The following is a 15,678-nucleotide window of genomic DNA, read 5'->3' on the forward strand; positions in this document are numbered from 1 at the left end:
TAAAAATGAGTGAACTAAAAATAGATGATGTAGCGAAGCAAAGCGGTTTAACAAAACGCACGATTCGTTATTATGAACAAATTGGACTGATGCCAGCACCTCCAAGAAGTGAAGGTGGATTTCGTCTGTACACCGAAGAACATGTAGAATTTTTAAAGAAAATTACCAATGCCAAAGAAGTCATGGGTTTTTCACTTCAAGAATTACAGGAATTTCTTGCTTTAAGTGATACTCTTGAAATACAAAAGATGGATTATAGGCAAGTGAAAGGAACAAATCAACAAAAAGAAAAGTTAGAGCAAGTGTTACATACGGTAGAAGAGCAGCTCAAGCTGATTGAACAGAAAAAGAAAAATATCTTAAAAGTAGAGTCTGACCTTCTGTCACTGAGAGATCGTGCTAAGGCTGCAATTGTAAAATTTGAGCAGGAAGAATCATAAAAAGCAGGCGCATTCACCAGAAGAGTGCGTCTGCTTTTACGGTTTTTATAGGGCATTCATTTATGATTGTGAAGTGTTTTCTTCTAGCTGTACCCCTAAAAGAAGTAGAATAGCCTGTATCCCATCGGCTTTTCCACTGTGAAAGCTTCTTGTTTCAGCATCCAAAGCTTCATTTACAGATTCCATCATATTTGATTCGTACAAGTCTAAAATTAATTGTTTTCCTTCGGGACTCAAATGCAGCTGCCCGCGTTCCTTCATTTTAAACTTCAACTTCTTCAACTCCCTTTCCCATAATACTATCAGTATACAAAATTAATAACATTTACGTAAACGTTAATTTTTGTATGTGGACAGAAGAACGTATTGAGTATAGGTACTAAGTGAGGTGAGAGATACTGATTATCCTTTGCTTGTTTTAATGTTTGTCAGCTTATAGCCGCAAGCTGAGCATGTATAGATAACGTTTTGATTGGACTGAGCAGTTAAAACGGTAGCAAGCTCTTTTTGAGAATGACAGTTAGGACAAATAACAACAGGGGATTTCATGTGATTTTCTCCTTTTCTTTTTCATAGTCAAATTTTATTTTATGTAAAGTTTAATCAAATATCCTTCGTGCTATCAAAAACGACGGAAGACATGTAAAAAAGCATTCTCGCTCAAAAGAAACGGGAATGCTTAAGGTGAGTTTAAAATCCGTCCTGGCTTGCTGTAAATGGAATGTTAAGTCTTCTTTCTACATTGCGTAAGCGCTGATTTAATCTGTTTATACGGTCAGTATGTCGCTCCACAACTCGATTTAAACGAGTAATTTCTCTGACTTGCTCCTCATTTTGTCTCTCAAGGGCACGAATTCTTCGTTCAAATCCTCCAAGATTTTGAAGCTGCTGTCTTTCATCGTATTCTTCATGCTGTGGTACGTAAGGGGGATAGTATTGTTGAACTGAGTAATCAACTTGCTGAGGAATGTATCCAGGGTTGAAATAATAAGGGTTCATTAGGGCATCGCTCCTTTTAAATAGTAATTTCAAATCAAACACGATATAACGTATGCGAAGATAAGAAAAATGCTATAGGCACATACCTAAAGACATTCTGTATTTAAAAAAGGGAAGTATTTTTAAAAGTCAAAAGGAGATAGGCGGTCCTTTCTTGAATATGCAAAATAGAAAAGCTTCTTTTTTAGACACTTTATTTAAGAAAGAGGGAAAGTGACCGATGGCTCAAGGAAAACAAAAACCAGCACCTAAAATAGAAGAATCAAAAGCTCCGCCTGCAAAGAAACAAAAGTCGAAGAGCCGAAGCACCAAAAAAGCGCAGCCTCCTACATCACCCTGGGTAAAAGCTGCTTCCGTTTTATCTAACATTGATTTCATTCGTTTGTTTCGAGTGCTGTTTCTTGCTTTAGTGGTTGCTTTTATTGTGTATCAATATATTTTACTCACAAAGGGAATCTTCATCAAAACATACGCGGCCCTTTGGCATCATCACAAAATGCTCTTGCTGGCTGGAGCTGCTTTTATTACCTATACTTCTTTCGTTTTTTACCTTGGTTACCGCACCGCTAAAAAACGGTAGAACTGCTCTAGGGGACGAATAGCATCTATTCTTTAAGCAAACCTTATATGTATATCAGCATAGAGGGGGGAAGAAACGTGGACAAGCAGCGAGCAAAACAAATTGCTGATTCACCCGTTATGGCTAACGTTACGTATAACGATACGGCCGTTTATATTCAACATGTAAGCGAAGAAAATGATACGGTAAGAATTTATCCGCTAGGTCAGCCGGAGAATGAACAAAATGTTTCCGTGAGCCAATTAGTAGAGAATTAAGGTGGATAAATAGAGCTGCTTTTTCAGTTAAATAAAAGCCAGAGAGCTATGTTGTACTCTCTGGCTTTTATTTATTCTTCCCATTTCTTACTGCTGATCTTTTCAATAATCCCGTGCAAATCATCCGGCTTATGAAACTCAATCGGAGACGCGCCTTTTTCAAACAGAATCGATTCTGCTTCAATTAAAGCCACGTAGCGTCCGTTCACTTTTGCTAAGTGAATATTTTCACCAAAATCAGCTAACAGTCCTTTAATCTCTGTTTCGCCAAGCTTCATTTTAAGCTCTGCATCAGGCGTATGCTCGACGATATGTGCAGCAGCTTCCATGACTTGATGCGTATCTAAACGTTCTTGAAGCTCACGCTTTTCACTTGTTGCCCACAATTCTATGTCCGACTCAAACTGTTCGAGTTCTACGCTTTCTGCTTCAAACGTTTCGCTGACATGTTCACGCACCATATCCATCACTTGTGTTTTCATAATCTCAGGCATCGGCTCGTTGTAGTCAATGAATTTTAAAAAGTCTTCAAAGTAACGGGCGTGAGATGCTTGGTGGATGACAAGCTCGCTTTCTTCGACCATGCCTTCTTCAGGCATGTAGGGGTATTGAATAGATTTCATGTTTTTAGTAGTAATCGCCATTTCTACGTGGCGAATAAGGGTTGATTCATCTGAAATTGAAGCCACTTTTGGTTCAAAGTCACATTTTAAAATAAACACAAAAGCATGATCAAAATATTTTCTTGGAACAGCAGATACAACTAAAAATGCTCCTCCTCGAACGGCTGCAGTATCAAGGTACGCATTGATAAACTGTTCGCTGTTTTCTTCAAATTCTTCTTTGGTTGTGGCAAAACGAGTGCGGTGAAATAAATTATAATTAGGGTTTGAGTCGAGAGCGTGTCCTGGTTCAACTATAAAATACCCGAGCTTTGTAGGCACTTGTTCTGCTTTGGGGTGTCGCTCTACTTTGCGCTTTACAATTTTTTTAAATTCACCGTCTAAAAAATCTTTAATGGAACTTTCTTCATATTCTTCCGTATCAAGCGTTTGAAAATGCTTATATTGTTTAGAAGCCTGTTCTTCTTTTCCTTCTACTTGTATCACGTAAAATGATAAAAAATTAATTTTAAAATCCATAGCAGTCACCTTGTTTCTTTTTAGTCAGTTACTTCAGTATAAGAAAGAGTCCGGTAAGCGTCAATGCCTGTTAGCTTTAGGGACAGAAGATCTATTTATACGATTGATCAGCTGAGAAATAGTGTGTAAAGCAAAGAATAAGAGAGGCAGGGGGCCTCTCTTATTTATACTGCTCCAACCGTTCAAAAAAGGTTTTGACAAACTTATAAAAAATTTTATCAGAAGGTGCTAAATCACGATTTCTAGGAATAATCATCCCGACTGTACGCTGAAGCTGCGGCGTATGAATAGGAAGTTTAGTCGTAAAACGAGGAGTCGTTTCAGACACTGTGCTTTCAGGAAGAAGCGTGACGCCGATTCCTGCGGATACAAGACCTTTAATCGCATCTAAATCTTCTCCTTCAGATGAAATATTGGGCATGAACCCTGCTTGTTTGCAAGCGTCAAAGGCCATTTTATGTAAAATGAATCCCTTTGGAAATAGCACAAAATCTTCATTTCTTAAATCCCGCAGCCGGATGTTATCCCGTTCAGCGAGCGGATGATGAGAAGGAACAAGGGCTAAAAGATTTTCAGTGAATAGAATATGCCCTTCTATACTCTGGTCCTCTACAGGTACAGGGCCTAAAAAAGCGATATTAATATCTCTTTTTTTAACCGATTCAATTAAAAATTTGTACGAACCTTGTCTAAGATGAAAAGCAACATTTGGGTGTTCTTCTTTAAAGGCTGATATGATAGTAGGAAGAAGGTGACTAGCAAGGCTTGTTGGAAATCCGATTTTAATCGTTCCTCTTTCGGGATCCAGGTATTCATCAATTTGTTCTTTCGCATAGTCAATAGCTTTCATAGCCGTCTCCGTATGCTCAAGAAAGACTTTTCCTATTGTTGTTAACTTGACATTTCTTCCTTCGCGTTTGAATAAACTAACACCTAGCTCAGACTCCAGGTTCGCGATTTGACGGCTGATCGCTGATTGAGCTACATGCAGATATTCTGCTGCCTCAGATACGTGTTCTCTTTTTGCAACTTCCATAAAATAGCGTAATTGACGCAGTTCCATAGGCATCCTCCATCTATATATATCAAAATTAGATTAGTTTTATCTAAATTATATATTGTTTATATTGATTTGAAAACTTACAATGTAAACAGGTGATCTTAAAAAGATAAAGAAAACGAACGGGGGAGAAGAAGATGACATACAATCAAATGCCAAAAGCTCAAGGTCTCTACCGTCCTGAATTTGAGCACGATGCATGTGGAATCGGATTATACGCTCAATTGAAAGGCGTAGCGTCACATGATATCGTTAAAAAAGGACTAAATATGCTTTGTCAGCTTGACCATCGAGGCGGACAGGGAAGCGATCCGCTAACAGGAGATGGAGCTGGATTAATGGTGCAAATTCCACACGCGTTCTTTAAAAAGACATGCGTTGAATTGAACTTGCCAGAAAAAGGTCGTTATGGAGTTGGAATGATCTTTTTCTCAAATAACGAAGACGAGCGTCGAGAAATCGAAGCTTATATTAATAAATTAATTGAAGAAGAGGGACAAACGTTACTAGGTTGGAGAACTGTACCTGTAAATGCCGGAAAAATCGGAAAAGTTGCAAAAGAAAGCTGTCCGTACGTACGACAAGTATTTATTGGGGCAAATGACAGTATTCAAGATGACTTAGCGTTTGAACGCAAGCTATATGTTATTCGTAAGCAAGCGGAAAATTGGGCGCAGGCGCGTCAAAATCGTTTTTATTTTACGAGTCTTTCAAGCAGAACAATTGTGTACAAAGGGTTATTAACGCCTGAGCAAGTTGATGCTTTTTATCTTGACCTACAAGATGAAGACTTTACTTCAGCGTTTGCTTTAGTGCATTCTCGCTTTAGCACAAACACGTTCCCAAGCTGGGAAAGAGCACATCCAAACCGTTATTTAATTCACAATGGTGAAATTAATACGCTTCGCGGTAATCAAAACTGGATGAGAGCGCGTGAACAGCAGTTTGTTTCGGACGCATTTGGTAAGGATTTGCCGAAGGTTCTTCCAATTTTAGATGCTGAAGGAAGCGACTCATCCATGCTAGATAATGCGCTAGAGTTCTTTGTATTGGCCGGCCGCAAGCCAGCACATGCAGCGATGATGCTTATTCCAGAGCCTTGGTCTGAGAATCCGCACATGTCAAAAGAAAAACGTGCTTTCTATGAGTATCATAGCGCATTAATGGAGCCATGGGATGGTCCGACTGCTATTTCGTTTACGGATGGAAAGCAAATCGGTGCTATTTTAGACCGTAACGGTTTACGTCCAGCTCGCTATTATGTTACAAAAGATGATTACATCATACTTTCATCAGAAGTAGGCGTCATTGATGTTGAAGATGAAAATGTATTATATAAAGATCGTTTAAGCCCAGGTAAAATGCTTCTAATCGATTTAGAGGAGGGCCGAATTATTTCAGACGAAGAAATTAAATCTGAAATGGCACAGGCTGAGCCTTATCAAGAGTGGTTAGATGAACAGCTGGTAACGTTGCCAGAAGTGCAGGAAGAAAAATCTGAATACTTCGATGATTTGGTCATTCGCCAGAAGTCATTTGGCTACACGTATGAAGATATTCATAAATATTTAGTTCCAGTTATTACAGAAGGAAAAGATCCGCTTGGTTCAATGGGTAATGATACTCCATTAGCCGTGTTGTCTGATCGTCCTCAATCGCTGTTCAATTACTTTAAGCAGCTATTTGCTCAAGTAACGAATCCACCGATTGATGCTATTCGTGAGCAGTTGGTTACATCGACAATGACATTGCTTGGTGCAGAAGGGAATTTACTGCATCCAACCAAAGAAAACATTCATCGAATTCAGCTTGAGACGCCGGTTTTAACAAACGATCAAACTGATCAGCTGAAGTCTGCAATTCATCCGGATTTCAAAAGTGCCGTTATATCTGCTGTATTTACAAATGATTTAAAAGCAGATCTTGATCGCGTATTTGCTGAAGCTGAAGCGGCAATTAACGCAGGTGCTAGCATTCTTGTTCTGACAGACCGTGAAGCGGGAGCTCAATCTGTAGCTATTCCAGCTTTATTAGCGGTCAGCGGGCTGCACCAGCACCTAGTGCGAAAAGGAAACCGTACAAAGGCGAGCATTGTAGTGGAAACGGGAGAAGCGCGTGAAGTGCACCATTTTGCAGCGCTGATTGGTTACGGCGCAGACGCAATTAATCCATATCTTACTTTTGCAACATATCAAAATGAAATTAACGCAGGTACGTTGAACGTATCGTATGACTATGCTGTTGAGAAATATGTAAAAGCCGTTACTGAAGGTGTCGTAAAAGTAATGTCTAAAATGGGTATTTCAACGGTGCAAAGTTATCGGGGCGCACAAATTTTTGAAGCAGTTGGAATCAGTGCAGAGGTTATCGAGCAATATTTTACAGGTACTGCTTCGCAGCTTGGCGGTATCGGTTTAGATGTTATTGCAAAAGAAGCGAAAACGCGTCATGACAATGCTTATGTTGAAACAATTGAGCAAACGTTAGAATCAGGAAGTGACTTCCAGTGGAGACACACTGGCGAGCATCATGCGTTTAATCCAAAAACAATTCACACGCTGCAGTGGGCTTGCCGCAAGGGAGATTACAGCTTATTTAAAAAATTCTCTGAATCGGCTAATGAAGAACGCATCGGTTTCTTGCGCAACCTGTTCTCGTTTAATGCATCGCGTTCATCTATCTCCATTGATGAAGTGGAATCAGTTGATTCGATTGTAAAACGTTTTAAATCAGGTGCTATGTCGTTTGGATCTTTAAGTCAAGAAGCTCATGAAACATTAGCGATTGCGATGAACCGTTTAGGGGCACGCAGCAACAGTGGAGAAGGTGGCGAGCATCCTAGCCGCTACACTCTGGATGAGAATGGAGATAATCGCCGCAGTGCGATTAAACAAATCGCTTCTGGGCGTTTTGGGGTGAAAAGTCACTACCTTGTGAATGCGGATGAGCTTCAAATTAAAATGGCACAAGGTGCAAAACCTGGAGAAGGCGGTCAGCTTCCAGGAAACAAAGTATATCCATGGGTGGCAGATGTGCGTGGATCAACGCCAGGAGTAGGCTTAATTTCACCTCCTCCACACCACGATATTTATTCGATTGAAGATTTAGCGCAGCTTATTCATGACTTGAAAAATATAAACCGTGATGCACGAATCAGCGTCAAGCTCGTTTCAAAAGCAGGTGTAGGAACGATTGCTGCCGGAGTAGCAAAAGGAGTAGCGGATGTTATTGTCATTAGCGGTTACGACGGAGGTACGGGAGCATCTCCAAAAACAAGTATTAAACATACTGGACTACCGTGGGAACTTGGCTTAGCAGAAGCTCATCAAACGCTTATGTTAAACGGTCTTCGTGAAAAAGTAGTGCTTGAAACAGACGGGAAACTAATGACGGGTAAAGATGTAGTCATGGCAGCACTTCTAGGAGCAGAAGAGTTTGGTTTTGCTACGGCGCCTTTAATTGTTTTAGGCTGTATCATGATGCGTGCGTGTCACTTAGATACATGCCCAGTTGGAGTGGCAACGCAAAATCCAGAGCTTCGTAAAAAGTTCCTGGGAGAAGCGGACCACATCGTTAACTATATGAAATTTGTTGCACAAGAAGTGCGCGAAATTATGGCTGAACTTGGATTTAAAACAGTGGATGAAATGGTTGGACGTACAGACGTATTAAGCGTTAGCGAACGTGCAAAAAATCACTGGAAGGCTCAGCACTTAGACTTAACAACTCTTTTATATCAAGCTGAAGGTGTCCGTACCTTTAAAACACCTCAAAATCATAAAATTGACGAATCTCTTGATATGCAAAAGATTTTGCCTGCGGTACAGCAAGCAATCGAGCATAAGTATCAAGTCGAGTTAGAACTTCCAATTTCTAATATTAACCGTGTAGCTGGAACAATTGTAGGAAGTGAAGTTACAAAACGTTACGGGGAGAAAGGTCTGCCAGAAGATACGATTACCCTTCGATTCACTGGCTCTGCAGGACAAAGTTTTGGTGCGTTTGTTCCAAAAGGGATGTCTATGTATCTAACTGGAGATGCAAACGATTATATCGGAAAAGGTTTATCAGGAGGTAAAATCATTGTTGCTCCACCTAAGGAAACAACAGCTGTGTCAGGTGAGAATGTTATCGTCGGGAACGTTGCATTTTACGGTGCAACAAGCGGTGAAGCCTATGTTAGCGGGCTAGCAGGAGAACGTTTTGCAGTTCGTAACAGCGGTGTGAACGTAGTGGTTGAAGGAATTGGCGATCATGGCTGTGAATATATGACTGGCGGACGTGTTGTCGTATTAGGCGATGTAGGTAAAAACTTTGGTGCAGGAATGTCAGGCGGTATTGCTTACGTATTTGCTGATGATCAAGAAGCATTCAAAAACCTTTGCAATAAAGACATGATTGGGTTTGAGAGCTTAAAAGGCGAAGAAGCAGAAGAAGTAAAAGAGATGGTTTCAAATCATCTGAAATATACGAACAGTCATAAAGCAGCATTTGTCTTGGAAAATTGGGAACAATCACTTTCAAAATTTGTAAAAGTGATTCCGAATGATTATAAACGCATGATGAATCGCATTGAAGAGCAAAAAGCAGCTGGACTAACGGAAGAAGAAGCAGCTATGAGTGCGTTTGAGGAAAATGCAAAACAAGAAAAGAAAGCATCGGCAAAACAACAAGAAGCGGTAGCTCAGTAAGAAAGGGGAGAGTACGATGGGAAAACCAACAGGATTTATGGAAATCAAACGTGAAAAAGGGAAGGAACGTGACCCGTTAAAACGTTTAGGTGATTGGAAAGAGTATGCTGCTCCTTTATCTGATGAAGCGCTAAGCCGTCAAGGGGCACGATGTATGGATTGTGGCACACCTTTTTGCCACATGGGAATGGATATTAATGCTTTTACTTCTGGATGTCCAATCTATAACTTAATTCCAGAGTGGAATGATTTAGTTTATAAAGGACGCTGGAAAGAAGCTTTAGAGCGTTTAATGAAAACGAACAACTTCCCGGAGTTTACAGGACGAGTTTGTCCTGCTCCGTGTGAAGGTTCCTGTACGCTTGCTATTTCAGATCCAGCGGTTTCGATTAAGAATATCGAACGCGCTATTATTGATAAAGGCTTTGAGAATGGGTGGATTACTCCGCGTATTCCCGAGAAAAGAACAGGCAAAAAAATTGCTGTTATTGGCTCTGGGCCAGCAGGCTTAGCAAGCGCAGATCAGCTGAACCAAGCGGGTCATTCAGTAACAGTATATGAAAGAGCAGATCGTGCTGGCGGTTTATTAACATATGGAATCCCAAATATGAAGCTAGATAAAGAAGTAGTGGAAAGACGTGTTCGTTTATTGACGCAAGAAGGTATTGATTTTGTAACGAATACGGAAGTTGGAAAAGACATTACTGCTGAAGAGTTAAAAGAACAATATGATGCTGTGATTTTGTGCACAGGAGCTCAGAAGCAAAGAGATCTAGTATTAGAAGGTCGTGAAGCAAAAGGAGTTCACTTTGCAATGGACTACTTAACAACTTCAACAAAAAGCCTTTTAGACTCTAACTTCAAAGATGGTCAATTTATTGATGCTGAAGGAAAAGACGTTATTGTTATTGGAGGCGGAGACACGGGAGCTGACTGTGTAGCTACTGCTCTTCGTCAAAAATGCCGCAGCGTTGTTCAGTTTGGTAAACATCCTCAGCTTCCTGCTGAGCGTACGGAAGATAATATGTGGCCTGAATATCCACATGTATTTAATCTTGAATATGCTTATGAAGAAGCACAGGCGAAATTTGGGGACGATCCACGTGAATATTCAATTCAAACGAAAAAAATCGTGGCAGATGAGCAAGGCAATCTAAAAGAACTTCATACGGTTCAAATGGAAAAAGTAAAAGGTGAAAATGGACAGTACATCTTTACCGAAATTCCAGGAACAGAAAAAGTATGGCCAGCTCAGCTTGTCTTTATTGCGATTGGGTTTGAAGGTCCAGAGCATCCGGTTCTATCAGCGTTTGGTGTTGAAACGAAAAACCGTCGCGTAGATGCAGCGTATGGAAATTACAAAACAAATGTTGAAGGTGTTTTTGCTGCTGGTGATGCTCGTCGTGGGCAAAGTTTAATTGTATGGGCTATTCATGAAGGTCGTGAAGTAGCTAAACAAGTTGATAGCCATTTAATGGGAGCAACTGTATTACCATAACAAAAAACCGTCACAATTGTGGCGGTTTTTTGTTTATCTAGGATTTGGTACTTCATTTCCTCTACGTAAATTTTCAAATGAAACGGTTAAAATCGTGTTGGTAATTCGAACTTGTGAAGCGGGGGAAACGCTGTATAAGTTAAAAAGTTCAAATATCCAGGGATCACGTTTTTTTAGCTGTCGCGCGGCTTTTTCGACGCGTTCGTTAATAGATCCGCTGTAATTGTTATAGTTATCATCAACAAACCTTACAATGGAACGAAATAAGTATTCTGTTAGTTTGCTATCCATCCCGCCTCGTTGAGCATCTCTGTAGATGGACTGATACTGGCGTTTTAAAATTTTCATCACTCTGTCTACATCGCGTGTTGATCTAACTTCCTCTTCTTCATGCAGGACATAAGAAAATAAGTCTTCATTGTATCTATAAGGTTCTAAATAATTTTCATTCGTAGTAGGAACCACTGGATGGTAGTAGCGTGGCATATAGGGGTAAACCCATTGACTGTACATGAAACATTCACACCTTCCTCGTTCATTTCCCATTAGTTTATGCACTAGAGTGCTAGCTACTGCATGTTTGTTTTAAATAAAATTTAGGAGTTTGATAATAGGACCACCCTCTAAATTCTTGATAAGTCGATGCAAAATAAATGTAAATCGGTGTATTTAGCAAGTCTGGATAATGTTGAAAAAACGCTTGGTCTCCGTAAAATATTGCTTCTAAAGCAAGCGGGAGCTCCCGGCGGAAAATGTGATAACGAAGCTGTGCTTGCTCGCGGCTGAACTCACCTCCGCTAACAAAAACTTCGCCTTGAATAACTGCTTGTCGGTCTGTTACGTGAAGAGCAGCTAGTACTTCATCACGCATATTTTCATCTATCGCCTTGTTGTTATATGAGCATCCGATGCTTAAAAAAAGCTGACCGGTTGTATCAGAATGAGTAAGAGTATATTTTCTTCCAGAAACCGGATAGGAGGAAGTAGCAGGGGGAATAAGAGTCGTAGAAAGTTTTGAAGAATTAAACGAACTCATAGTCATTGACACTCCTTTTTTTGAATAAATTTCAATATTATACGGCGCTATGGGCTCAGTTGTGATAAATGTCTACTTTCTTTCTGCAAGAAAGGCGTTTTGATGTACTTTTTGAGAAATGGATGGTAATATTTAACTAAAATTATGCGTGTACAGTCCCCCAAGATTGTCTTCAAAAGCAAATGTGAATGGAGGTTATCACTTGAATATCACGACGTTTGACGGTAAGTATGGAAACTGGTTAACGACTAAAAACCCTCTTCAATTTCAAGCAGCGACTGCCTATGGGAACATTGGGCTGGCTCCTATCTATTGGGGAACGAAAGAAGAAAAAAATGGATGGTATTACATGTATCAGCCTGAAGAAATAACGGGCGTTCAAGTAGAAGGTGAAGTTGACGGTGGTAAATTTCTCATTCGAATTCCTGATGACTGGAATGGAAAGTTAGTTATGTCAGGAGTTCCAGCTACCCGAGATGAGAAATCAACGGATTTACTGTTCAGCGACTATGTGTTGGCAAAAGGGTTTGCGTTTGCTGCTTCTGATAAAGGAACTCAGGGAGAAGAAGTGAGAGATGATCCATTTGCTAAAGCAAAGAACGCTCTAGTCAAAGAAGAAGACTCCATTAGAAAATGGCATATTCAATACCGAGAAGTGACAAAAATAGCTCAGAGATTTTTGTTTGAAAATTATCGTCACAAACTTCAAAAAGAATTGACAGAATATTTTGATATAAAAACGTATGCGTTAGGTATTTCTAATGGGGGTTATGTTGTTCGCTATGCTTTAGAAAACGATGGAAAAAATGGAGAGCCTCAGCTTTTTAATGGAGGCGTTGAATGGGAAGGGGTTATGTGGCGAGCTGATCACGATAACTTGATTACTTCCCTAACACCTGTTGTAAATCATGCCGAAGAAGCACTGTATACGGTAGGTGAATCGCAAAAAGAAGCTTTGCATCGTTTGTATCAAGCAGGGTTGCCAAAAGGATCTGAGTTTTTATGGCCATATCATGACCAGTATTATTGGTTTTTAACGCTTAATATATATAGAGATGAGTTTGACAGTCAAGCACCTAGAAGCATTCCATGGCAAAAATACTTGACGCTTTTTGAAAACGGAGTCAGAGATCGTTCGTTAGATTCTATTTTTGAAAAGTATGATTATCAAGAAAGGCCGCAAGATGTAAAGCAAAGAGTTCGTGAAATTGAAAATACAGGTGATATTTCCGTTCCGTTGATAAGCATTACAGGGTCGTTAGATGCTCTTATTTTTCCGGATATTCATGCTTATCCTTATGAACAACTGGTAAAAGATTCTGGTAAGCAGCACCTTCATCGTCACTATGTAATTGAAAATGGAAACCACATTGATAGCTTAGTATGGAATCATCAAATTGACCCAGATCGAAAGCTTCAGCCTCTCCTGCCTTATGTGTATCAAGGATTTGAACTGCTATGTGATTGGGTGGAGAATTTTGAAGAACCTCCGAAAAATAAGAAAATAAGTGCGCCTCTCAAGGAAATGCATGTAAAGGATCTAAAAACAGAGGAAGACGTGCTGCCGTTGACTACAAAGAAAAGCATATCAACAGAAAAATAAATCGTCGAAAACCGTGCCGAAGGTGCGGTTTTTAATTTGGAAAAGCAACGTTTGAATAAAAACAGCTTTGGTGAATACAAAATATTATAGTACGATAAGAACGGAACATACGTTATTTGTTGTTTATTTTCATCTATTTAAAATAAAAATTATAAAAACATTGAACAAAACCGAACTTTTGTGTTAGATTAATAACTATAATTCGTACATTTATTAAATGGCTACAGTTGAAAGGAGCAAAAAACATCATGACAGCGAAAGTAATTAAAGGAAAAGAAGTAGCGCAAGAACTGCGCGCCGCATTAAAAGAAGAGGTAGCTCAATTAAAAACAAAAGGTATCGTTCCTGGTTTAACCGTGATTTTAGTAGGAGAAAATCCTGCTTCCCAATCATATGTAAAAGCAAAAGCAAAGGCTTGTGAAGAAATCGGTGTTGCATCTGAAATTATCAAACGTGACGTAACGATTACTGAAGAAGAGCTTTTAAACGAAATCCATCACTTGAATGGAAATCCATCTGTTCATGGTATTCTGATTCAACTTCCATTACCAAAACATATTGATGAAAAGGCAGTATTAAATGCTGTATCTCCTAAAAAAGATGTAGATGGCTTCCACCCAGTAAGCGTAGGGAATATGGTTATTGGCGATGAGTGCTATTTACCATGTACACCACACGGTATCGTTGAGTTAATTAAACGTTCAGGTGAAGAAATTTCAGGTAAACATGCGGTAGTAATTGGACGAAGCAATATTGTTGGTAAACCAGTATCCATGCTGTTACTTCAAGAAAGTGCAACGGTAACAATTGCTCACTCTCGCACAAAAGATTTATCTTCTTTAACAAAACAAGCTGATATTCTTGTGTCAGCTGTAGGACAACCTAGACTTATCAAAGCAGATGATATTAAGCCGGGTGCCATTGTAATTGATGTGGGTAACACAATGGAAAATGGTAAACTCGTTGGTGATGTTGATTACGAAGCGGCTTTAGAAGTTGCAGGTTATATCACACCAGTACCAGGCGGAGTTGGTCCGATGACCATCACAATGTTATTAAAAAATACGGTAGACGCTGCTAAAACAATTAACAACGTAAAATAATAAGAAGTTAAAAAGAGGCTGAGACAAAGATATTTTCGTTGAAGGAAGATCCGAACGAGTTTGATTCTTGATTGAGAATCAAACCCGTTCGGATTTTTTTCATTGATAGGGTCAACATAGGTTTCATGTATGGAGGTGCTTCTAGCCGTTGATTGGAGGGCAAGGCGAAGACTCCCGCGGAAAGCGAAATCTTGCACGGAAATTAATAGCGGTGTTACAAGCGATCAATACTAGAGCATTTATCCAGTTTGTTCGTCTTTAGATTGGATTGATTTCGTTATGTCTGAATCTTTTTTTGTTTCAGTAATGGAATAAAAGCTAAAAGAATAGAATGTAACAACCTGTATAGAAAGAGGAGGAAGCGATGGTTACATTACCTGCAACCGTATATTCTCAACAAATGGTGAAGAAAAAGTTAAACGTTTACTATCCAGTTGTACATTTGACTAATCAAGCTGTTCAGCACAGCATGAACAGTAAAATTTTGCAGCGTACGAATGAATTAATACGTCAGCAGGGATATGGAGAAAATCCGGATACAGAAGAAACGGGTTATTATGAGTTGAAAACAAACGAGCGAAATGTGCTCAGCTTAACACTTGTCAATTTTGCTTATTCCGGGGGAGCGCACGGATTGACCGTGGTAGTTCCGTTAACGTTTAATGTGCTGACTGGAAAAACGTATCAACTCAAAGATCTATTTAAAAAAGACAGTAATTACGTGAGCGTTCTTTCTAAAATAGTAGGAGAGCAAATAAAAGAGCGCGATATTATGGTTCTTGGAGAATATAAAGGAATTAAACCAGATCAAGATTTTTATATCGCCGATAAATCACTTGTGCTATTTTATCAGCTGTATGACCTGGCTCCTTACGCATATGGAATTCCTTATTTTCCAATTTCTATCTATGCTATTCAAGATATTATTGAAGATGAAAGTCCACTTGGACAAATGTTTGGATAAAGTTATAAAAAATTGCGGTGCGGCCGTACGTATCTTTTTAATTCGGCCGCTAACTGCTGACGAAGCGAACGAACGCCAATCGCTTCAGCAATATCTTTTGCTACAGGAAATACCCCGATTTTAGTGATATGAACACGAAGATAACCCTCATACAAGCATCCTCGCTCCACATGCTTGATTTTGGTGCGTACAACAGCTTCTATTTTATCGTTTTCATTTTGCAAAGGGTAAGAATCTGTAATATGAAAACGAAAAGAATATTCCTCCATCACCATCATCCTTTTTTCTATGATATGTACTAGCAT

16 protein-coding genes are annotated in these 15,678 nt (G+C 39.5%); 8 read left to right on the forward strand and 8 right to left on the reverse strand.

All coding sequences use genetic code 11. The features are described from left to right. The first annotated feature begins 5 nt into the window (after positions 1 to 5). Complete coding sequence (locus LIS78_RS11055; RefSeq protein ID WP_195780233.1) at positions 6 to 440, forward strand: MerR family transcriptional regulator; 435 nt, start codon at positions 6 to 8, stop codon at positions 438 to 440. A gap of 60 nt (positions 441 to 500) precedes the next feature. On the opposite strand, the gene LIS78_RS11060 is transcribed toward LIS78_RS11055, so the two are convergent. The 3 genes from LIS78_RS11060 to LIS78_RS11070 all read right to left on the reverse strand — a co-directional run bounded on the left by LIS78_RS11060 (position 501) and on the right by LIS78_RS11070 (position 1,439). Then, positions 501 to 713: a hypothetical protein gene (locus LIS78_RS11060; RefSeq protein ID WP_013056795.1), complete on the reverse strand. Its 213-nt coding sequence runs from the start codon at positions 711 to 713 to the stop codon at positions 501 to 503. Positions 714 to 842: 129 nt separating this feature from the next. Beyond that, a complete protein-coding gene (locus LIS78_RS11065; RefSeq protein ID WP_013056796.1) occupies positions 843 to 989 on the reverse strand; it encodes a hypothetical protein in 147 nt (48 codons plus the stop codon). 141 nt (positions 990 to 1,130) lie between these two features. Further along, positions 1,131 to 1,439, reverse strand: a complete 309-nt coding sequence (locus LIS78_RS11070) for a flagellar hook-associated protein FlgK (protein ID WP_013056797.1) — start codon at positions 1,437 to 1,439, stop codon at positions 1,131 to 1,133. A gap of 220 nt (positions 1,440 to 1,659) precedes the next feature. Here LIS78_RS11070 and LIS78_RS11075 point away from each other — a divergent pair, with 220 nt between their 5' ends. After that, positions 1,660 to 2,019 carry a hypothetical protein gene (locus LIS78_RS11075; RefSeq protein WP_057243992.1) on the forward strand — a complete coding sequence of 120 codons (360 nt, stop codon included), beginning with the start codon at positions 1,660 to 1,662 and terminating at the stop codon, positions 2,017 to 2,019. A 77-nt stretch (positions 2,020 to 2,096) separates the two neighbouring features. Continuing rightward, positions 2,097 to 2,276: an H-type small acid-soluble spore protein gene (locus LIS78_RS11080; RefSeq protein WP_013056799.1), complete on the forward strand. Its 180-nt coding sequence runs from the start codon at positions 2,097 to 2,099 to the stop codon at positions 2,274 to 2,276. Positions 2,277 to 2,347: 71 nt separating this feature from the next. On the opposite strand, the gene LIS78_RS11085 is transcribed toward LIS78_RS11080, so the two are convergent. Then, positions 2,348 to 3,418 carry a DUF3900 domain-containing protein gene (locus LIS78_RS11085; RefSeq protein WP_252285158.1) on the reverse strand — a complete coding sequence of 357 codons (1,071 nt, stop codon included), beginning with the start codon at positions 3,416 to 3,418 and terminating at the stop codon, positions 2,348 to 2,350. Between the two features lie 160 nt (positions 3,419 to 3,578). Then, positions 3,579 to 4,481: a glutamate biosynthesis transcriptional regulator GltC gene (gene gltC / locus LIS78_RS11090; protein ID WP_195780231.1), complete on the reverse strand. Its 903-nt coding sequence runs from the start codon at positions 4,479 to 4,481 to the stop codon at positions 3,579 to 3,581. Positions 4,482 to 4,615: 134 nt separating this feature from the next. On the opposite strand from gltC, the gene gltB reads away from it, so the two are divergent. Further along, positions 4,616 to 9,169, forward strand: coding sequence for a glutamate synthase large subunit (gene gltB / locus LIS78_RS11095; protein WP_252285159.1), 4,554 nt, complete (start codon positions 4,616 to 4,618; stop codon positions 9,167 to 9,169). Between the two features lie 16 nt (positions 9,170 to 9,185). Further along, on the forward strand, positions 9,186 to 10,667 hold the full coding sequence (gene gltD / locus LIS78_RS11100; protein ID WP_252285160.1) for a glutamate synthase small subunit: 1,482 nt from the start codon (positions 9,186 to 9,188) through the stop codon (positions 10,665 to 10,667). 33 nt (positions 10,668 to 10,700) lie between these two features. On the opposite strand, the gene LIS78_RS11105 is transcribed toward gltD, so the two are convergent. Continuing rightward, positions 10,701 to 11,180 carry a hypothetical protein gene (locus tag LIS78_RS11105; RefSeq protein WP_252285162.1) on the reverse strand — a complete coding sequence of 160 codons (480 nt, stop codon included), beginning with the start codon at positions 11,178 to 11,180 and terminating at the stop codon, positions 10,701 to 10,703. 52 nt (positions 11,181 to 11,232) lie between these two features. Continuing rightward, complete coding sequence (locus LIS78_RS11110) at positions 11,233 to 11,703, reverse strand: staygreen family protein (protein ID WP_195780229.1); 471 nt, start codon at positions 11,701 to 11,703, stop codon at positions 11,233 to 11,235. A gap of 202 nt (positions 11,704 to 11,905) precedes the next feature. Between LIS78_RS11110 and LIS78_RS11115 the strand changes: the two genes are divergently transcribed. The 3 genes from LIS78_RS11115 to LIS78_RS11125 all read left to right on the forward strand — a co-directional run bounded on the left by LIS78_RS11115 (position 11,906) and on the right by LIS78_RS11125 (position 15,373). Then, entirely contained in the window at positions 11,906 to 13,306 is a 1,401-nt protein-coding gene (locus tag LIS78_RS11115; RefSeq protein ID WP_252285163.1) for an alpha/beta hydrolase, read from the forward strand. 248 nt (positions 13,307 to 13,554) lie between these two features. Then, positions 13,555 to 14,409, forward strand: a complete 855-nt coding sequence (gene folD / locus LIS78_RS11120; RefSeq protein ID WP_195780227.1) for a bifunctional methylenetetrahydrofolate dehydrogenase/methenyltetrahydrofolate cyclohydrolase FolD — start codon at positions 13,555 to 13,557, stop codon at positions 14,407 to 14,409. A 364-nt stretch (positions 14,410 to 14,773) separates the two neighbouring features. Continuing rightward, positions 14,774 to 15,373, forward strand: coding sequence for a DUF3298 and DUF4163 domain-containing protein (locus tag LIS78_RS11125; protein WP_116515871.1), 600 nt, complete (start codon positions 14,774 to 14,776; stop codon positions 15,371 to 15,373). Between the two features lie 2 nt (positions 15,374 to 15,375). Here the strand turns inward: LIS78_RS11125 and LIS78_RS11130 are convergent, their stop codons facing one another. Continuing rightward, a complete protein-coding gene (locus LIS78_RS11130) occupies positions 15,376 to 15,642 on the reverse strand; it encodes a diaminopimelate epimerase (RefSeq protein WP_195780226.1) in 267 nt (88 codons plus the stop codon). Positions 15,643 to 15,678: the final 36 nt, after the last annotated feature.

It is taken from the genome of Priestia megaterium (assembly GCF_023824195.1).
GTDB classification, from domain to species: domain Bacteria; phylum Bacillota; class Bacilli; order Bacillales; family Bacillaceae_H; genus Priestia; species Priestia megaterium_D.